Source organism: Pseudomonas sp. NPDC077451, from assembly GCF_044543345.1.
GTDB lineage: Bacteria > Pseudomonadota > Gammaproteobacteria > Pseudomonadales > Pseudomonadaceae > Stutzerimonas.
The window spans coordinates 1-19,634 of the sequence record NZ_JBITVX010000019.1 but is presented as its reverse complement, the minus strand read 5'-3'; the positions used below and the strand labels follow the sequence as shown (position 1 = coordinate 19,634).

17 protein-coding genes are annotated in these 19,634 nt (G+C 57.9%); 10 read left to right on the top strand and 7 right to left on the bottom strand.

Translation table 11 applies throughout. The features are described from left to right. Positions 1-25: 25 nt before the first annotated feature. Entirely contained in the window at positions 26-544 is a 519-nt protein-coding gene (locus ACIGHL_RS20510) for an acyloxyacyl hydrolase (RefSeq protein WP_446697697.1), read from the top strand. 40 nt (positions 545-584) lie between these two features. Here the strand turns inward: ACIGHL_RS20510 and ACIGHL_RS20505 are convergent, their stop codons facing one another. The 3 genes from ACIGHL_RS20505 to upp all read right to left on the bottom strand — a co-directional run bounded on the left by ACIGHL_RS20505 (position 585) and on the right by upp (position 2,896). Next, a complete protein-coding gene (locus ACIGHL_RS20505) occupies positions 585-902 on the bottom strand; it encodes a YkgJ family cysteine cluster protein (protein WP_446697698.1) in 318 nt (105 codons plus the stop codon). A 91-nt stretch (positions 903-993) separates the two neighbouring features. Continuing rightward, a complete protein-coding gene (locus ACIGHL_RS20500) occupies positions 994-2,256 on the bottom strand; it encodes a uracil-xanthine permease family protein (RefSeq protein ID WP_128121782.1) in 1,263 nt (420 codons plus the stop codon). A 1-nt stretch (position 2,257) separates the two neighbouring features. After that, the gene (upp, locus tag ACIGHL_RS20495) at positions 2,258-2,896 is read right to left on the bottom strand and encodes a uracil phosphoribosyltransferase (RefSeq protein ID WP_045424968.1); all 639 of its coding nucleotides are present in this window, start codon (positions 2,894-2,896) and stop codon (positions 2,258-2,260) included. A gap of 175 nt (positions 2,897-3,071) precedes the next feature. Here upp and ACIGHL_RS20490 point away from each other — a divergent pair, with 175 nt between their 5' ends. The 4 genes from ACIGHL_RS20490 to ACIGHL_RS20475 all read left to right on the top strand — a co-directional run bounded on the left by ACIGHL_RS20490 (position 3,072) and on the right by ACIGHL_RS20475 (position 10,464). Beyond that, a complete protein-coding gene (locus tag ACIGHL_RS20490; protein WP_101153319.1) occupies positions 3,072-3,629 on the top strand; it encodes a hypoxanthine-guanine phosphoribosyltransferase in 558 nt (185 codons plus the stop codon). Positions 3,630-4,226: 597 nt separating this feature from the next. Next, positions 4,227-6,098 (top strand): DUF1302 domain-containing protein, encoded by a 1,872-nt coding sequence (locus ACIGHL_RS20485; RefSeq protein WP_128121783.1) that lies wholly within the window; start codon positions 4,227-4,229, stop codon positions 6,096-6,098. 108 nt (positions 6,099-6,206) lie between these two features. Next, complete coding sequence (locus tag ACIGHL_RS20480) at positions 6,207-7,568, top strand: DUF1329 domain-containing protein (protein ID WP_216707198.1); 1,362 nt, start codon at positions 6,207-6,209, stop codon at positions 7,566-7,568. Positions 7,569-7,842: 274 nt separating this feature from the next. Continuing rightward, complete coding sequence (locus ACIGHL_RS20475; protein ID WP_128121784.1) at positions 7,843-10,464, top strand: LuxR C-terminal-related transcriptional regulator; 2,622 nt, start codon at positions 7,843-7,845, stop codon at positions 10,462-10,464. Positions 10,465-10,613: 149 nt separating this feature from the next. On the opposite strand, the gene ACIGHL_RS20470 is transcribed toward ACIGHL_RS20475, so the two are convergent. The 4 genes from ACIGHL_RS20470 to ACIGHL_RS20455 all read right to left on the bottom strand — a co-directional run bounded on the left by ACIGHL_RS20470 (position 10,614) and on the right by ACIGHL_RS20455 (position 12,409). Then, entirely contained in the window at positions 10,614-10,883 is a 270-nt protein-coding gene (locus ACIGHL_RS20470; RefSeq protein ID WP_128121785.1) for a DUF3509 domain-containing protein, read from the bottom strand. Between the two features lie 106 nt (positions 10,884-10,989). Beyond that, positions 10,990-11,253: a YebG family protein gene (locus tag ACIGHL_RS20465; RefSeq protein WP_128121786.1), complete on the bottom strand. Its 264-nt coding sequence runs from the start codon at positions 11,251-11,253 to the stop codon at positions 10,990-10,992. A gap of 96 nt (positions 11,254-11,349) precedes the next feature. Further along, the gene (locus tag ACIGHL_RS20460; protein ID WP_128121787.1) at positions 11,350-11,814 is read right to left on the bottom strand and encodes a multidrug transporter; all 465 of its coding nucleotides are present in this window, start codon (positions 11,812-11,814) and stop codon (positions 11,350-11,352) included. A gap of 133 nt (positions 11,815-11,947) precedes the next feature. Then, positions 11,948-12,409 carry a DUF721 domain-containing protein gene (locus ACIGHL_RS20455; protein ID WP_128121788.1) on the bottom strand — a complete coding sequence of 154 codons (462 nt, stop codon included), beginning with the start codon at positions 12,407-12,409 and terminating at the stop codon, positions 11,948-11,950. Positions 12,410-12,648: 239 nt separating this feature from the next. Here ACIGHL_RS20455 and secA point away from each other — a divergent pair, with 239 nt between their 5' ends. The 5 genes from secA to ACIGHL_RS20430 all read left to right on the top strand — a co-directional run. Further along, on the top strand, positions 12,649-15,387 hold the full coding sequence (gene secA, locus ACIGHL_RS20450; RefSeq protein ID WP_128121789.1) for a preprotein translocase subunit SecA: 2,739 nt from the start codon (positions 12,649-12,651) through the stop codon (positions 15,385-15,387). Between the two features lie 112 nt (positions 15,388-15,499). Beyond that, positions 15,500-16,717, top strand: coding sequence for a bifunctional glutamate N-acetyltransferase/amino-acid acetyltransferase ArgJ (gene argJ / locus ACIGHL_RS20445; protein ID WP_128121790.1), 1,218 nt, complete (start codon positions 15,500-15,502; stop codon positions 16,715-16,717). 78 nt (positions 16,718-16,795) lie between these two features. Continuing rightward, positions 16,796-17,734, top strand: a complete 939-nt coding sequence (locus tag ACIGHL_RS20440; RefSeq protein ID WP_128121791.1) for a Nudix family hydrolase — start codon at positions 16,796-16,798, stop codon at positions 17,732-17,734. Between the two features lie 190 nt (positions 17,735-17,924). Next, the gene (gene ahpC / locus ACIGHL_RS20435) at positions 17,925-18,488 is read left to right on the top strand and encodes an alkyl hydroperoxide reductase subunit C (protein WP_046162591.1); all 564 of its coding nucleotides are present in this window, start codon (positions 17,925-17,927) and stop codon (positions 18,486-18,488) included. Positions 18,489-18,627: 139 nt separating this feature from the next. Continuing rightward, positions 18,628-19,634: FAD-dependent oxidoreductase (locus ACIGHL_RS20430; protein ID WP_499176720.1), on the top strand; the 1,007-nt coding region annotated here is incomplete at its 3' end.

Below are 19,634 nucleotides of genomic sequence, written 5' to 3'. Positions count from 1 at the left end.
CAACGTTCCAATAAGGACATTCCGTATGAAAAAACTGATTTCCCTCGCTGCAGTTGCGGCTATCTCGATGGGGCAGGTGGCTGCCGTACATGCACTCGACCTGACTGCTGCCGTTGGCCGCACAGGCGAGTCGACGACGACCTATCGGCTGGGCGCGCAATTCGACTTCAACCGTAGTTGGTTCCAGACCAGCATAGGTCGGCTAACTGGGTACTGGGATGCAGGCTATACCTACTGGGAAGGCGACGAGACCTCAAGCAACCACAGCATTTCGCTCGCACCGGTCTTCGTCTATGAATTCAACGGCGGGTCAGTGACGCCTTATCTCGAAGCGGGCATCGGCATCGCAGCGTTCGAGAATACCGAAGTGGAAAACAACGACCTGGGCTCGTCTTTTCAGTTCGAGGACCGCTTTGGTGCTGGCCTGCGCTTCGCAGGCGGACATGAGGTTGGCGTGCGAGCCATCCATTATTCCAACGCAGGCATCAAGAATCCCAACGACGGTATCGAAAGCTACGCAGTGCATTATCGAGCCTCGTTCTGATAGCTAAACGTGGAGGCTGTGGAGGCTGATGGCGCTGTCGTCAGCCTTCCAGATAAGCGTTTGCTGAGCCCTTGCGCTCGTCCAGGCAGTTATCCGAGCCCAGCTCGAACTCCCGGCAGATAAGCGGCCGCTGAGCGTAGATGGTGCAGCGCATGCTGTCCCGGTCGAGTGCTACGCACCACCCATCGTCGAGGCGGCGCATCACTTGGCCGCCCCAGTCGTCTTCATCGATGAAGCGCTCCGGGACGCCAGTGTCGGTCAGCAGCAGTACTTCGAGGCGACAACAGCACGCGGCGCAGCTGCTGCAGCTGACTGTTTCGTCGGGCAGCTGGCGGTGGGGAATGGCAGATTGAGTCATCGCGGCAGTTTACGCGTCTTGCATCGGGATAGCTGCATGCCGCTAATGCCGCTGAGAAGGTAAACCAGCACGTTCGTGCTGGCGCAATAGGCTAGCTGTTTTCTTCGATTTGCTTGTTTTTCCAGCCTTCACCGCCGGGCAGCACCAAGTTGAGTAACAGCGCGATGATGGCGCATAACGAGATACCGGACAGGCTGAATTCCCCGTAGCCGAACGTCATCCCGCCGATGCCGAACACCAGCGTCACGGACACGATGATGAGGTTGCGCGCTTCGGCCAGGTCCACCTGATGGCGAATCAGAGTGCTCAGGCCAACCACCGCGATCGAGCCGAACAGCAGGCAGAGGATGCCGCCCATGACTGGCACTGGAATGCTCAGCAGCCCAGCTCCAAACTTCCCGATGAAAGCCAGGACTATGGCGAAGGCCGCCGCCCAGGTCATGATTTTCGGGTTGTAGTTCTTGGTGAGCATCACCGCGCCGGTCACTTCCGCATACGTAGTGTTAGGCGGGCCGCCGAACAGTCCCGCTGCTGAAGTCGCCAGGCCGTCACCCAGGAGCGTGCGGTGCAGACCCGGTTTCTTGATGAAGTTGTTGCCCGTCACGCCACCAATCGCCACCACGCCACCGATGTGCTCGATAGCGGGTGCTAGCGCGACCGGGACCATGAACAGAATTGCCCCCCAGTGGAATTCCGGTGTGACGAAGTTCGGCACTGCCAGCCATGGTGCTGCCGCGATCCCGGTCGTATCCACGACACCAAACGCGAACGACAGACCATAGCCCACAGCGACGCCAGCCAGGATCGGTACCAACCGGAATAGACCTTTGCCAAGTACAGCCACTAGCAGGGTGGTCAGCAGGGCGGGCATTGAGATCATCATGGCCGTGGTGTAGGGCACCAGCTGAGCGCTGCCGTCACCGGCTTTGCCCATGGCCATATTGACTGCGACGGGCGATAGGGCGAGACCGATGGAGATGATTACCGGTGCGATCACTACGGGAGGTAGTAGCCGGTCTATGAACCCAGGGCCTTTAATGCGCACCGCAAAGCCGAGAAACATGTAAACGATGCCGGCCGCGACCACGCCACCAAGCACCGCTGGCAGGCCAAAGTCACCCTTGGCGGCGATGATCGGCGCGATGAAAGCGAAACTCGACGCCAGGAATACGGGTACCTGGCGTTTGGTGACCAGTTGAAACAACAGGGTACCAATACCGGCGGTGAACAGCGCGACGTTGGGGTCCATCCCGGTAATCAGTGGCATCAGCACCAGCGCGCCGAACGCCACGAACAGCATCTGCGCACCGGCCAGCACTTGGCGCCCGAGCGGTTCTTCCATGGGTTGCGGCATCTCAGATGTCCTTCTGCTTGGTGCCGAAGATCTTGTCTCCGGCATCGCCCAGGCCGGGCATGATGTAGCCGTTCTCGTCCAGGCGGTCATCAATGGAGGCGGTATAGATGGTGACGTCCGGGTGTGCCTTTTCCACGGCCTCAATGCCTTCCGGTGCAGCCACCAGAACCAGGGCGCGGATTTCCTTGCACCCGGCCTTTTTCAGCATGTCGATTGCTGCAACCATCGATCCGCCGGTTGCCAGCATCGGATCGATGATCATCGCCAGGCGTTGATCGAGATCATCGACGAGGCGCTCTAGGTAAGTGTGCGCCTGCAGAGTTTCCTCATTACGTGCAATGCCGACCGCGCTGACCTTGGCGCCTGGTATCAGGCTGAGTACGCCGTCGAGCATGCCGATTCCCGCACGGAGAATCGGCACAACGGTAATCTTCTTGCCAGAAATCTTTTCAACCTGGACCGGGCCACACCAGCCGTCGATGCTGTAGTTTTCCAACGGCAAGTCGCGAGTCGCTTCGTACGTCAGGATCGAGCCAACCTCCTGCGCCAGTTCGCGGAAATTCTTGGTACTGATATCGGCACGGCGCATCAACCCAAGTTTGTGGCGAATAAGCGGGTGGCGGATCTCTCGAGTGGTCATGGTTGGCTCCGGCGGTCGAATAAACCGGCGTAGATTAATGCATCAGGGTGTTAGCGGCTATTCATGTATCCGAGAGGGCTTGCCCTGCGCATGGATGCATCGGTATCGTCGCGCCCCTTAATTTGAGGGTGGCTGATCGAGCTGCTTCAACTTTCAACTGTCTTGGAGCATCGCCATGTCCGTCGATCTTGCACACGTCCGCCAGATCATGGCTGAAGCCGACTGCCTTTATTCCGACGCGGAGGTCGAAGCGGCAATCGACGCGGTGGCCGCGAAAATCAACGCTGAACTGGCCGACCGAAACCCTGTGGTGTTCTGCGTGATGAACGGTGGGCTGATTTTCTCTGGCAAGCTGGTTACCAAGCTGAATTTCCCGCTGGAACTCTCCTACCTGCATGCGACGCGTTATCGCAACGAAACCAGCGGAGGCGAGCTGTTCTGGAAAGCCAAGCCAGAAATCTCGTTCATGGATCGTGATGTGCTGATTATCGACGACATCCTCGACGAAGGGCACACGCTCGGCGCGATCATTGATTTCTGCCGGCATGCCGGCGCTGCCGCTGTGCACACTGCGGTGCTGGTCGATAAGGATCATCAGCGCAAGGCGCGCCCAGATCTTAAGGCTGATTATGTTGGGCTCAGCTGCGTCGATCGCTACGTGTTCGGCTATGGCATGGACTACAAGGGATACTGGCGGAACGCGCCTGGCATTTTTGCTGTTAAAGGCATGTGACGAGTTACCCGCTGGCACTAAAAGTCGCGTTTCTGTAGACGTTCGGATCGCGGCTTCGGACCTAAGCGATAAAAAACGCGCGGTGGTCTTTCTCGCATCGGCCTAAAGGCTTCCTGCCGACAGGCTGTCTCGCTCTGTCTTTGCGCCTCGGCAGCGGTTCTGGTGTCCGTGAGCGTTGGCGTTCCATTCCCTTCCGGTTGTTTCGTTTCGCCCCACGCGTTGCGCTTTGGTAACGCTCTTGCGCATCGCTGCGTGTCTGGCTGCGTGTCTGTTCGTCGCGGCGGATGGTTCCTGTGCCCGCGTGGAGCTCGGCTGTTCGAGTGAACGCTGACCAGTTGCGCTCAGCTCCGCCTAAATCCTCGCGAACAGCATCGCAACTGCTCTATTTAGAGGGTTGCGTCTCTTTGACTGGCGGCTAAGCTCTCGGGTAGCTTCGTCGAAGGTCATCCGCTGCGCTGGCAGCTATCCGGTTGCAGGCCAGTACTGGGAAGGCCATTCATACTTAAGAATGACAAAGCAAATCAAACCTTAGTGCGCTTAACCCTCTGCCTTCGTGTGGTTAGGGTGAACGTACTTCGAACCAACCAGGAGCGCCTCATGACAAAAACAACAAGGCAAGGAATCTTCCAGCCCAAGACCCTGGCCCTCGCGGTCGCGTTGGGCATTGCATCACCCGCTTACGCTGTCACGTTCAATATTGGGGAAGTGGAGGGGCAGTTGGACTCGGCGATGTCGATCGGCGCCAGCTGGTCAACGACGGACCGGGATATGGATCTGGTGGGGCTTGCAAATGGCGGCACCGGCTACACCCAGACCGGTGACGACGGCCGTTTAAATTTCAAAAAAGGCGAAACCTTTTCGAAAATCTTTAAGGGCATCCACGATCTTGAGCTGCGCTATGGCGATAGCGGTGCCTTTATTCGTGGCAAATATTGGTACGACTTTGAATTGAAGGATGAAAACCGGCTGTTCAAGGACATCAGCGACAACAATCGTAAGGAAGCTGCCCAATCATCAGGCGCTCAAATTCTCGATGCGTTTCTCTATCACAACTATTACCTAGGCGACCTGCCAGGCACTGTTCGCCTTGGTAAGCAAGTGGTCAGCTGGGGTGAAAGCACCTTTATTGGTAACTCGATCAACTCGATCAACCCGCTCGATGCTGCGGCGTTCCGTCGACCAGGCGCCGAGATAAAGGAAGGCCTGATCCCTGTCAATATGCTCTACGTTTCCCAGAGCCTGAGTGATCGGCTCAGTATGGAGGCGTTTTACCAGCTGGAGTGGGACCAGACGATTATTGATAACTGTGGGACGTTCTTCGCGAGTAACGACGTAGCCGCGGATGGTTGCGATGACAACTACACAGTCCTTTCAGCCGAACAACGGGATGGAATTATTGGAGCGGGCGCGACCATTGAGCAACTGAATGCGCTTATTGGGGCTGATTACTACGCTGGCCTTGACGAATTGGGCATTACGGTCGGCCCTGAAGGCGTAACTGTTCCTCGCGGTGGTGACCGGGATGCACGCGATTCCGGCCAGTACGGTCTTGCATTCCGCTGGCTAGCGGATACAGCCGAATACGGCGTCTACTTCATGAACTATCACAGTCGCACGCCGACCGTGGGATACAAAAACGCATCGGCAGCAGAAATTGGTGCGCTGTTAGGTTTGCTAGGAACTCCTTCTCCCGGCGGTCCATTACCATCAGGCGCGGCCTTTAGCGCCTTGGCTTCTCCCGCTCTTTTGAGCAACGGTGAATATTTTCTAGAGTACCCCGAAGACATTCGGCTGTACGGGGCGAGCTTCGCAACTACTCTGCCTACTGGTACCGCATGGTCGGGTGAGATGAGCTATCGCCCCAATCTCCCGGTGTCACTCAACTCGACCTATACCACAGGCCTGCTTGCGACGGGCATCGGCGGTGCCATCGCGGTGGGTAATGTAGCTGGAGCGCTCGGACAGGCTGGCGTGGAGCATAAAGGCTACAACCGCAAGGAAGTAACCCAGATCCAAACAACTTTTACGCACTTTTTTGATCAGGTACTTGGCGCGGGACGTGTCACTGTCGTCGGAGAGATTGGCTACGCGCACGTCGGCGGTCTCGAAAGTAAAAGCGAACTTCGCTACGGTCGCGACTCGATTTATGGGCTGGATACCGCTGAATACGGCAATGACGGCTTCGTAACCGCCAATTCCTGGGGCTACCGCCTGCGCGCACTTGCGGATTACAGCAACGTATTCGCTGGGGTGAACCTCACGCCAAACGTGTCCTTCTCTCACGATGTCGACGGTTACGGACCGAACGGTCTATTCAACGAAGGCTCGAAAGCTGTGAGCGTTGGCGTCGACGCTGTCTATCAGAACCGCTATACGGCCAGCCTGTCCTATACCGACTTTTTCGGTGGCGACTACAACACGCTGGTTGACCGCGACTTTCTTGCCCTGAGCATGGGCGTGAACTTCTAAGGAGGCTATTTCAGTATCGCCGTACGGAGCTCTTCTGAGAGCTCCGCTACGCGCCAGTCTACATACAAGGCCTCCGGCCAAAACAAGATCAAGAGGAACTGGAAGCGTATGAAAACAACAAAAAAATTATTCAGTGTCTTGGCCTTCTCGCTGCTGGCAAGCAGTGTGATGGCTGCAGTCTCTCCAGAGGAAGCCGCAAAGCTCGGCAATACTTTGACTCCACTCGGTGCCGAGAAGGCGGGTAACGCAGAAGGAACGATTCCCGCCTGGACAGGCGGTTTGTCCACCGATGCCGCACCGCTGGATGACGGGCATCTGACCAATCCCTTCAAAAGCGAACAGCCTGAATTCGTTATCACCGCGCAGAATGTTGATCACTATAAGGACAAGCTGACTGCGGGCCAGCAGGCGATGTTCAAGCGTTATCCAGAAACGTACAAGATGCGGGTCTTTCCAACTCACCGCACTGCGGCAGTGCCAGACCGCATCTACGAAGCAGCCAAAAAAAGCGCTTTAAATACCGAGTTGGTTGACGGCGGTAACGGTATCGCCAATTTTTCCGACAGCCGCTACTACGCGTTTCCTATCCCAAAGAACGGCCTGGAGGTCGTCTGGAACCATATCACGCGGTACCGCGGCGGCAACGTGCGCCGTAATATTGTCCAAGCAACCCCGCAAACCAATGGTAGTTACACCTTGGTGCACTTCGAAGACGAAGTGGCTTTCCCTAGCGACATGACGGATCTGGATGCAGAGCGCGCGAAGAACGCGTTGCTTTTCTTTAAGCAGCGGGTAACAGCACCGTCGCGTCTCGCTGGTAACGTTCTGCTCGTACACGATTCACTGGATCAGGTGAAAGAGCCGCGGCAGGCCTGGATTTATAACGCCGGCCAGCGCCGCGTGCGTCGCGCCCCGCAGGTTGCCTATGACGGTCCAGGTACCGCAGCAGACGGCATGCGGACCACTGACAACTTCGATATGTTTAGCGGTGCGCCTGATCGCTACGATTGGAAGCTGGTCGGTAAGAAGGAGTTGTATATCCCTTACAACAGCTACGAGATCAATTCTAGCGACGTGCAGTACAGCGACATTCTGAAAGCCGGTCACGTCAATCAGGATCTCGCGCGTTACGAGTTGCATCGTGTCTGGGAGATCGAAGCCAACCTCAAGGAGGGTGAGCGCAACATCTACGCCAAGCGTCGTTTCTTCGTAGATGAAGATACCTGGACTATTGTGCAATCCGAGTTGTACGACGGCCGCGGCCAATTGTGGCGCGTCGGTGAGGCGCACATGTTGCAGTACTATCAGCACAAAGTGCCCGCCTATGCCTTCGAGGCGCTTTACGACATTATCTCGGGGCGCTATATCGCTATCGGCTTGAGTAACGAAGAACCGGCGCACGAATTCGGCTACAAAGCCTCGGCTCGCGACTTTACGCCTGCTGCACTGCGTAATGCCGGGGTGCGCTGATCAAGTAGTATCTGTACGGTGAATAAGGCGGCCAGTTGGCCGCCTTTTTTATTGTCGGCACGGCAGGAGTGATATTTTTCAGCCATTAGAGATCGGTATCCAGCCAGTGTGGGCGGTTTTGCTTGCAAGGCGAGTCGACAAAGGTGCAACAATCGTGCAGGTTATTACCGCGCAAGCGCATCGATACGACCATGTCGACTGGCCCTGGAATAGGTGCTGACGCAGCGCTCAATGCGCTTCTCAATGGACTGATACGAATAAGAGAAACCTCGCTATGTCCGTACGCTTCAACCCTGGTGCCCTCAGCACAGAAGCCGCCGCGCAGGTTCAAGTTGCGACTATTCCACGTCTTCCACCGCTGCATATACCAAGGCCACGACTCGTCGATGCACTGCTCGAGGCCCGTTGTCGACTGCGTTTGATCTGCGCACCCGCCGGGTTTGGCAAGAGCGTACTCATAAATGAGTGCGCGCGGATGGTGCCTGCCGATACACATCTCGTATGGCTTGATCTCGGCGGCAGGGCTTTCTCTGCTGAAGCTCTGTGTTCACAGTTGCGCCGGGCTTTAAGCGGTACAACTTCAGAGAGCGGGGACGTTCAGCAAGATCTCATCAACCTGCTGAATGACTTTCCGCGGCCGCTTTGGATCATGTTGGATGATTATCCGAGAGAGGTAACCGCGCCGTTTGACGCCTGCCTCGACTTGCTTATCGAAAGGGGGCCCGAATCCGTCAGCTGGTGGGTTAGCAGCCGTCGGCAACCCGCTTGGAAGCTACCCAGGCTATTGCTGCAAGGTGACTTGTTCGAGCTGGAAGCCGAGGCGCTGGCGCTGACGGCTGGCGAGCTGCGGTTGTTGCTCAAAGCACACCGTCTGGAGCTCGCCGATGACACGTTCAAGCAACTATTGGCGGGCAGCGAAGGGTGGTTGGCCGGTGTCAGTCTGCTGTTATTAAATGCTGATGAGCAGGCGGTTCGTGAGCGGTTGACCGCTGGTACGTCATTGTTGCGGGATTATGTGCAGCGCGAGGTGCTCGAGGGGCAGAGTGAGGATATCTGCCGCGCGCTGTTCGCGTTGGCACGTATGCCGCGCTTTTCATCGCAGCTGTGTGAGCATGTCCTCGACGGCATAGGAAATGATCTTCTTGATGTGCTCAAGACATCCCAGCTGTTCATTCGCCAAACCGACAACTGTGGTGAATGGTATCGCCTGTGGCGGCCGCTAGCGTTGATGTTGCAACGCATGCCAGGTGTTGCATCACCCACCCAGACGCACCTGCGTGCCTGTCAGTGGTTTGCCAATCGCGGTGAAATGCGTGAGGCCGTGGAGCACGCATTGTGGGCAGGACAGCCAGAAGTCGCAGCCAACTTCTTACAGCGCTACGGGCAGGAGCAGCTGCTCATCGGCGACAACGTTTCGCATTTCATGAAGTGGCGCAGTGAACTTCCACAAGATTTGTTCAACAGCACGACCCGGCTGATCGTGCTGCATGGCTGGGCTTTGATCATTTCTGCTCGGTTAGACGAAGTGGATGACTGCCTCGCCGATCTGGCCAAGTTCTTTCCTCAACCCGATGCTCGACGTCAGGCGCAGCTGCTTGCCCAGTGGCAAGCGTTGCGCGGCTTTCTAGCGCGTTTGCGTGGCGAGCCTGAGGCCAGGGACTATTGCCTTCAGGCTCTGGAGGTTCTGTCTGACCACGCTTGGGCGCAACGGGTGCTTTGTTATCAGGCGTTGTCCCAGCAGGCGATAGCCGAAAGCCAGCTCGAGTTGGCCCAGCATTACAATAGCGAAGGCATGAAGCTTGCGCGGCTTAAGGGCAGCGTGCTGTATGAAGCGATGCTTAGCATTGATCGAATCCAACTGCTGGAAATTACTGGCGAGTTCGAGCGAGCCGTTGGAGTGCTGGAAGAGTCGCTGATGGTGCTACGCGACGGTGTCGGCCATAGCCCGATCATCGGCCGACTGAAGCTGCTACGGGGCCATCTGCTGGCCTATCAGGGGCTCGACGAGCCGGCCCGCGAGGCGTATCAGCAGGGTCGAGTCGAGACGGAAACCTGTGGTGATTCATATGTCTTCTTTGGCTATGCCGGGCTGGCGGAGCTGGCAGCTCGCAATCAGGAATTCCCTACGGCCTACCATTGGCTGCGAGAGGCCGAGCGGTTGGCACAGTGGCGACACGTGCCGGAGGCCCGTTTCCGCGGCATTCTGCCGTTGATAACTGGACTGACGTGGTTGCATCAGGGGCAATTGAAGAAGGCTAGGGCCGTGTTTATACAGGTGCTCGAACTTTACGAGGGCCACGCGTATATCGCACCTTCTGGGTTCTACGAGTTGCTGCCGCGGGTTCAGCGTTACCTTGCGGTAATCGATCTACTGTCCGACCGGGGTGCGTTGGCCATCGACACGCTGCGTGAACTTATCGAGCAAAACCTCCGTTCGCAGCGGTTGGGGCTGGCCTGTGAGTGTCGCTTCACGCTCGCCGAAGCGCTTCAGATGGAAGGCCAGCATGACGAAGCGGAGCTGGAGCTTCGCAAGGCGCTCGGCGAGGCCGCAAAGCAGCATCTGGTCAAGCCGTTGTACGAGTTGCAGCATCGCCAGCCACAATGGCTTGCCAAGATGTTGCCTGCAGGGAAGGGAGAAAGCCTGCGTGATCGGTTGCTGCAATTTGAGCGAGAGCCTGAAGAGAGCGCTGCCCCGGGTGATGAGGCCATCCTGAGCAACCGCGAGCTCACGGTTCTGCGTCTCATCGCGCAGGGTTGTTCGAACCAGGAGATTGCCGAGCAACTGTTTATTTCTCTGCATACAGTCAAGACTCATGCCCGGCGAATCAATACCAAACTCGGGGTGGCCAGACGTACGCAGGCGGTGGCACGAGCCAAGGCTTTGGCCTGGCTGTGACCCTCGTCAGGGGAAGTAGGGCTAGATGCGTGCCGCGAATCATGACAGGCGCCGGCTGCACTGCTCCGGCGGAGGGAGGCTAACTATTGTTCTTGTTTAGTCAGGGTGATCGTCGGAGTTGCAGAGCCTCCTGGCAATCAGGTCGACGGTTACTGAACGGCTGAGTGCGAATGCTTGGTCAGGCGATAAGAGCTGGTCTGTCCGCCTCGTTCGATGGCGAGGCTGAACTGCAGGCTGGTGATCAAGCGTTCGAGCTGCTGCTGGTCCCGCCATTGGCTGGAGCTGATGAAACGCTTCACCGCCACACCTGCCGTGTCGGTCAGGGTTAGCAGAATACTTCCGTCGGGTTTCTGGATGCTGAAATTGACGTTGTAGTCTGGCTGAAACACATCGCTGATTTTCTGGAAAGGACTGTTCATGCCGGTACCTAATTGGATGACTGCACCCAATGGACCTAGTACCGATTGACTAGTTTCGCCCGCTGGACGTGTTCCTTGCGACGGATCACCGCAGGGCCATAATGTCTCAGGATGGCGCGGCGGAAGCTGGCAGCTCCTCCAATGCCTCCGGATTGTTTTTAAATGCCTTCGCAAACAGGTCACGGTGTCTGGCCATAAAGATGCCGATGTCGTCGGCCTGCTGTTCGCTCAGTGAAGGCGTAGCCTTCTGCAGTGCCGCAGCCAGGGCTTCGGCCAGCTCGAGCATTTTGTCGTGACGATCGGCTTCGGCTTTATCCATGAACAAGCGCTCCAGGTCCCGGCTGCTGCGGTACACAACTTCGACGGCCATCTGCCACCTCGGCTCAAGTGAATGGGATACTGTTTATCCATACAGCATAAGCTGCCTGGCGAAGATTGAAAAGCGTCGAGGTATCAAACTGTCAGCTCAATTGGCGAAGTGGCCTCGAAGCCGCTCGGCGCGAAAGTCTAGGTTGCTGCTCCGGTAGCCTGAGCGCAGCGGTGGTAGCGGGGCGCAGGATTGCCAGCGTTGGCCGGGTTGCAGGTCCCCTGGGCCACGGTATTGCGGCGCGTCATAGTTGGAGGTCACCAGATTAAGGCTGGAACCGGGGGAGTAGGCGGCTACCTCCCAGCTCAGTTTGCGCATTGGCTTGGGGCTATGGTTGTCCAGAATGATGAGCAACGGCTGTCCGGCCGGGCAGCTAGTCGGTGCATACGACATCCGCAGCTGGAGTTGAGCAAGCAGCTGCTCTTCCCTTTGTTCTTGCCAGATCACCCAGGCCGCAACGATACCAAGGCCAAGCAGCGCTCCCAGCGAAATCGGTACCGCTCGAAGGGGGTACCGAACCAATAGGATCAGCCAGGTTGCGACTAGAAGCGCGCCGATCAGCATGGCGAGTGGGCGCGCGAATAGTTAACCATTGAAACCTCTTTTCACTGTGATCCGGCAGACATCCTAACGCTGGCTCGCACGGGGTGCGACTTTCAATTGCCAGGCATGTGGCCGTGGTGCCTGCGGATGCTGTTCAAGCATCTCTGTCGGGGCGGGCGTGGCTGGCGAGCCGCTCAAGCGCGGCCCTGAGCTTGGGGTCCTTAATGCCACGAGCGGTTTCCTGGATATTGTCTGCTGCACGCGCCGACAGTGCTGGCGGCGGCCCGGGTTTGTGCCGCGGCGTTTCGGGGGGCTGTACCTTGAACTGGATACGGCTCAGGCCGCTGAATTCTTCCAGACACAGCAGTTGCCGTTGTAAGCGTCGTTGTTGGTAGCGCAGTCGCGTTGCCCAGTGGCTGTCGGTAACGATCAGCAGCAGTGTTCCCTCGCGCCATGAGGCCACACGACAAAACTCTCGTGCTGCGGGTTGCAATTGGCCGTCGACCAGTTGCTGTAGTCGATCCAGTCGCCTCGCTTCGCCAAACAGCGCTTTTAGCGGTTTGGCCTCGCGCAGCAGCGACGCAGAGGCTCGGGCCGGCAAGGGGCGAAACGACATGGTTGACGCTCGTGAGTGAAGAACCGACATATTAGCAGAACCCTGCAATAGCCTTCTTATCACGCTGTCACCCGTCAAACCTGCCACCGGATCGCCTGGTTCCAGGCGCCATTGGCTGGCGCAGCTGCGCAGCAGGCACCTTTCCTCTCGGGCGTTTCCGAGTAGAATGCCCCCTTTGCACGAAGCCGTGGTGGCCCTGCGGCCGTGCCTCCATCCCCAGCATGGAAGTTTTTGTCGATATGTTTGCGCCTTTAATGAAGAAGCTCTTTGGTAGCAAAAATGAGCGTGAGGTCAAGCGCATGCTCAAGGCGGTTCAATCCGTCAATGCGCTCGAAGAGCAGATGCTGTCTCTCTCCGACGAGCAGTTGCGGAGCAAGACCGAAGAGTTCAAGGCCCGCCTCGGCCAAGGCGAGACCCTCGACCAAATTCTTCCCGAAGCGTTTGCCGTTTGCCGCGAAGCAGGCAAGCGTGTGATGGGCATGCGTCACTTCGATGTACAGCTGATCGGCGGCATGACGCTCCATGAAGGCAAAATTGCTGAGATGCGTACCGGTGAAGGCAAGACGCTGGTAGCGACCTTGGCCGTATACCTCAATGCACTGGCGGGCAAAGGCGTACATGTCGTTACGGTGAACGATTACCTGGCGCGTCGCGATGCCAACTGGATGCGTCCGCTGTATGAGTTCCTGGGCTTGACGGTTGGTATCGTCACACCTTTCCAGCCGCCGCAAGAGAAGCGAGCGGCGTACGCGGCCGATATTACCTACGGTACGAACAACGAGTTCGGCTTCGACTATCTGCGCGACAACATGGCGTTCAGCCTCGAAGAAAAGAACCAGCGCGAACTCAATTTTGCAGTCATCGACGAAGTCGACTCGATCCTTATCGATGAAGCCCGCACGCCACTGATTATCTCCGGCCAGGCCGAAGACAGTTCCAAGCTCTATCAGCAAATCAACCAGCTGATCCCTCTGCTCAAGCAGCACATTGAAGAGGAAGAGGGAGTCGTTACCCAGGAAGGTCACTTTTCGATCGACGAGAAGACACGTCAGGTCGAATTGAACGAGTCGGGTCACCAATTCGTCGAGGAAATGCTGACCAAAGCAGAGCTGCTCGCCGAAGGCGAGAGTCTGTATTCCGCCCACAACCTCGGCTTGTTGACCCACGTGTATTCCAGCCTGCGTGCGCACAAGCTGTTTCATCGCAACGTCGAGTACATCGTCCAGAATAACCAGGTGCTGTTGATTGACGAGCACACCGGTCGGACCATGCCAGGTCGTCGCCTTTCCGAGGGCCTGCATCAGGCCATCGAAGCCAAGGAAGGGCTGCCGATCCAGCCGGAAAGCCAGACGCTTGCGTCGACCACCTTCCAGAACTACTTCCGTCTGTATAAAAAGCTATCGGGCATGACCGGTACTGCAGACACAGAAGCGTTCGAATTCATGCAGATCTACAACCTGCCGGTAATGGTGATTCCGACCAACAAGCCGCTGGCACGTAAGGACTACAACGACCTGGTCTATCTGACCCAGGAAGAGAAGTTTGCTGCCATCATCGCGGACATCAAGGATTGCCAGAACAACGGTCGTCCCGTTCTGGTGGGCACTGCAACCATCGAAACATCTGAATATGTCTCGCGTCTGCTGGTCAGCGAAGGCATCGAACACAAGGTGCTAAACGCCAAGCACCACGACAAAGAAGCGGAAATCATCGCGCAGGCGGGACGCCCGGGTGCGGTGACCATCGCTACCAACATGGCAGGCCGAGGCACCGACATCCTGCTCGGCGGCAACTGGGAAGTTGAAGTGGCGGCGCTCGAGAATCCAACGGATGATCAGGTCGCGCAAATCAAATCCGACTGGCAGAAGCGTCATCAGGCCGTACTCGAGGCGGGTGGCCTGCATGTGATCGCATCCGAGCGTCACGAGTCGCGCCGTATCGACAACCAGCTGCGTGGGCGCGCCGGGCGCCAGGGCGACGCCGGTTCGAGTCGCTTCTACCTCTCGCTGGAAGACAGTTTGATGCGCATCTTCGCCTCGGATCGGGTGAAGAATTTCATGAAGGCACTGGGCATGGAGTCCGGTGAGGCGATTGAGCACCGCATGGTGACCAACGCCATCGAGAAGGCCCAGCGCAAAGTCGAAGGCCGCAACTTCGACATGCGTAAGCAATTGCTCGAATATGACGACGTCGCCAACGAGCAGCGCAAGGTGATCTATCACATGCGCAACAGTCTGCTGGCCGCCGAGGAAATCGGAGAGACCATCAGCGAGTTCCGCCGCGAGGCGCTCGATTACGCTATCAATCAGCACATTCCGCCGCAGTCGCTGCCCGAACAATGGGATATCAGTGGGCTCGAAGCGGTGCTCTACAGTGATTTCGGAGTGCGGCTACCGGTCCAGCAATGGCTCGACGAAGACGAGAAGCTGTACGAGGAGACGCTGCGCGAGCGCATCCTCGAGGCGCTGATAGCGGCCTACAACGAGAAAGAAGAAATGGCTGGCGCCGAGGCGCTGCGCACTTTCGAGAAGCAGATTGTCCTGCGCGTACTCGACGATCTGTGGAAGGATCACCTGTCGACGATGGATCATCTGCGTCATGGTATCCACCTGCGCGGCTACGCTCAGAAAAACCCGAAACAGGAATACAAGCGCGAGTCCTTTACGCTGTTTCAGGAACTGCTCGAGTCCATCAAGCGCGACAGCATTCGGGTTCTGTCCCATGTGCAGGTTCGTCGCGAAGACCCAGCCGAGGAGGAGCAGCGGTTGCGCCGCGACGCTGAAGAGCTGGCGCAGCGTATGCAATTTCAGCATGCCGAGGTTTCGGCGCTGGAAGCAGACCAGGAAGACCCAGAGGCTGAGGGCGATGTAGCGGCAGCTGCAGCTCCCACCCGTACCGAGCAAAAGATCGGGCGCAACGAACCTTGCCCTTGCGGGTCCGGAAAGAAGTACAAGCATTGCCACGGACAGGTTCAGTAAGCTGACCCTTCTGTGTTGACCCGCGCCGCGACCGGCTCTAGCCGCTCGCGGCGTTTTTCTCCCTGATTTTCGGTGGCTGAAGGCCATCCATCCTTTCTGAAGGAGCGCATCAATGGCTGTCGGTCTTGGTCCCCTACCTACACTGCACCCGGTTCCCGGTTTCGAGCTCGGCATCGCTTCGGCGGGTATCAAGCGACCTGGCCGCAAGGACGTCGTAGTGATGCGTTGCGCTGAAGGCTCAACGGTTGCGGGTGTATTCACCCTCAACGCCTTTTGCGCAGCGCCCGTCATTCTTGCGAAGCAGCGGACTCAGGGAACGGTACGTTACCTACTGACCAATACAGGAAACGCTAACGCTGGAACTGGTGAGCCTGGAATGCAGGCAGCCATCCGCAGCTGTGCCAGCCTGGCCACCTTGGCTGGCGTTAACGCCGATGCAATCCTGCCGTTTTCAACCGGCGTCATCGGTGAGTTGCTGCCAGTTGAGAAGATCGAGGCGGCGCTTCCCGCAGCGCTGGCCGACCTCGCTGAAAATCACTGGGCCGAAGCCGCCACCGGCATCATGACTACAGACACGCTGCCCAAGGGCGCGAGCCGTCAATTCGAGCACGCTGGCGTGACGGTTACCGTGACCGGTATTTCCAAAGGTGCCGGCATGATCCGTCCCAATATGGCGACCATGCTTGGCTATATCGCAACCGATGCGAAGGTCGCTCAACCCGTATTGCAGGATCTACTGCGGGATGCGGCCAACAAGTCGTTCAACCGTATCACCATCGACGGCGACACCTCGACCAACGACTGCTGCATGCTGATCGCTACTGGCAAGGCTGACGTCGCTGAAATCACTGAAGCCTCTGGTGAGCTGTTCACCAAGCTCAAGCAGGCGGTCTTCGATGTCAGCATGGAAGTGGCTCAGTCCATCGTTCGTGACGGCGAAGGTGCCACAAAGTTCGTCACCGTCCAGGTCAACGGTGGCCGCAATCATCAGGAGTGCCTCGACGTTGGTTATGCCGTCGCGCACTCGCCGCTGATCAAAACAGCACTGTTCGCCTCCGACCCGAACTGGGGACGCATTCTGGCGGCGGTCGGTCGTGCAGGCGTTCCCGAGCTGGATGTGAGCAAGATCGATGTCTATCTGGGAGCCATATGTATCGCCAGCCAGGGTGGACGTTCGCCGAGCTATACGGAAGAGCAGGGCGCCGCGGTCATGGCTGAGGAAGAAATCGAGATTCGTATCGAACTCGGTCGCGGTGATTGCAGCGAGACGATCTGGACCACGGACCTCTCTCACGGATACGTGCGGATCAATGCCGAATACCGCACCTGATCCCTTGGCAGTCGGCATGCTGAATGAGCTGCTGCGGCAGCTCCCTGCGACGGGCGGACCTCCGTTTGGTGTCGGAACATGAAAAGGCTCCACGTCGCCGCTGGCGTGATCCGTGGCGCCAACGGTCATGTGCTGATTGCCAAGCGCCCCCTAGACAAGCACCAAGGTGGGTTATGGGAGTTCCCCGGCGGCAAGGTCGAGGAAGGCGAGACTGCAGAGGCTGCGCTTGCGCGGGAACTGGCAGAAGAATTGGACATTGCGGTAATTGCTGCGAGGCCCCTGATCCAAGTGCGCCATGACTATCCGGACAAGCAAGTGCTCCTCGATGTCTGGGAAGTGCTTGAGTTTGACGGCGAGCCGCACGGGGCCGAGGGGCAGCCGTTGGCTTGGGTGTCTGCGGAGGATCTGGCGCGTTATGACTTTCCGGCGGCAAACCGGCCGATAATCGCTGCGGCTCGCCTACCGAAGTCGTACCTGATCACACCGGATAACCTGGCACCACAGGAACTGCTTTGCGGTGTGGCTTGCGCACTGGATGCAGGGGTTCGGCTGCTGCAGCTACGCTGCCCCTCGCTGCCGGACGCTCGGTACCGGGCGCTGGCAGCTCAAGTGCTGGAGATGTGTGCGGGGCGTGCGCAGGTAATGCTAAAAGGGCCATTGGAGTGGGCCCATGATTTTCCGGACGCCGGTTGGCATCTAACGGCCTCGCAGCTGCGTAGGTACGCCGACGCGGGCAGGCCTATAGAACCGGAGCGATGGCTCGCCGCGTCATGCCACGATTTGGCCGAGTTAGATCTGGCGAAGCAGATGGGGGTTGATTTCATTGTGCTGTCGCCGATACTTGCTACCGCCTCGCACCCCGAAGCGAGACCTTTGGGGTGGCAATGCGCTGCCCAACTGCTGCTAGGCTTCGCTCAGCCTGCATATCTACTGGGCGGCCTTGGTCCGAGTGATGTGGCGAGGGCTGCTCAGGTTGGTGCGCAGGGCGTCGCAGGAATTCGGGCATTCTGGCCATGAGCCGTAGCGGCTCGCGTACGACCCTCGCCTGAATTGTCGGGCAATGATGGTGTCTTACGGGCCGTCGTAGATTGATAGCGGTTAGATAGAAAGACTCTATCGAGCCTATTTTCTCAATCAATTAACCATATCTCGCTGCCTGCGCTATCTTAGGCGGCGTTAAGTTCTGAATCCCAAAAGGAGTTAGTAGATGTCTCTGATCAATACCCAAGTCCAGCCGTTCAAAGTTAACGCTTTCCACAATGGCAAGTTCATCGAAGTCACCGAAGAGTCCCTCAAGGGCAAATGGTCGGTGCTGATCTTCATGCCGGCAGCCTTTACCTTCAACTGCCCGACCGAGATCGAAGACGCTGCCAACAGCTACGCCGAGTTCCAGAAGGCCGGTACCGAGGTGTACATCGTTACCACCGATACCCACTTCTCTCACAAGGTCTGGCACGAGACTTCCCCAGCTGTCGGTAAAGCTCAGTTCCCGCTGATCGGCGACCCGACCCACCAGCTGACTCGCGCTTTCGGCGTGCACATCGAAGAAGAAGGTCTGGCCCTGCGCGGCACCTTCCTGATCAACCCGGAAGGCGTGATCAAGACCGTTGAGATCCACTCCAACGAGATCGCTCGCGACGTCTCCGAGACCCTGCGCAAGCTGAAAGCTGCTCAGTACACCGCTGCGCATCCAGGCGAAGTTTGCCCAGCCAAGTGGAAAGAAGGCGAAGCCACTCTGGCCCCGTCGCTGGATCTGGTCGGCAAGATCTAAACAGCCGAGAGGCGCTGCGCCCACCGCAGCGTCCAACTCGCTGTTTTTCGGACGATTCATAGGTCCGAGTTCCAACGCCTGGGCGTGAACCGCCCGGGCGTTTTATTACCCGAATTCCGCAACAAGGGGAACGCTGCTCATGTTGGACTCCAATCTCAAAGCGCAACTGAAAACCTATCTGGAAAAGGTCACCCAGCCGTTCGAGATCGTTGCATCCCTCGATGACGGCGCCAAATCCCAGGAAATGCTCGCCATGCTGGAAGACATTACCAGCCTGAGCGACAAGATCACCCTGCGCACCGACGGCAATGACGTCCGCAAACCTTCGTTTGCGCTCAACCGTATCGGTGGCAACATCAGTCTGCGTTTCGCCGGCATTCCGATGGGCCACGAGTTCACCTCGCTGGTGCTGGCCCTGCTGCAGGTCGGTGGTCATCCGTCCAAGACCGCACCGGACATCATCGAGCAGATCAAGAATCTCGACGGCGAATACAACTTCGAAACCTATTTTTCGCTGTCCTGCCAGAACTGCCCGGACGTGGTCCAGGCGCTTAACCTGATGGCTGTGCTCAACCCGAACATCCGCCACGTCGCCATCGACGGTGCGCTGTTTCAGGAAGAAGTCACCATTCGCCAGGTCATGTCCGTTCCGAGCATCTACCTCAACGGCGAGCTGTTCGGTCAGGGCCGCATGGGTGAAGAGGAGATTCTGGCCAAGCTCGACACCGGCGCGTCAGCGCGCGATGCCGAGAAGCTCAGCGCCAGGGATGCTTACGACGTGCTCGTTGTCGGTGGTGGACCAGCCGGCGCTGCAGCGGCCATCTATGCGGCGCGCAAGGGCATCCGTACTGGTGTCGCAGCCGAGCGTTTCGGTGGTCAGGTGCTCGACACCATGGCCATCGAGAACTTCATCTCGGTCAACGAGACCGAAGGCCCAAAACTAGCCCGTGCGCTGGAAAACCATGTGCGCGAATACGACGTCGACATCATGAACCTGCAGCGCGCGGCTCAGTTGATCCCGGCCTCGAGCGAAGGCGGCCTGCACGAGATTAAGCTGGAGAACGGTGGCTCGCTGAAAGCCAAAACGCTGATCCTGGCGACCGGCGCACGCTGGCGCGAAATGAACGTGCCCGGTGAGCAGGAATA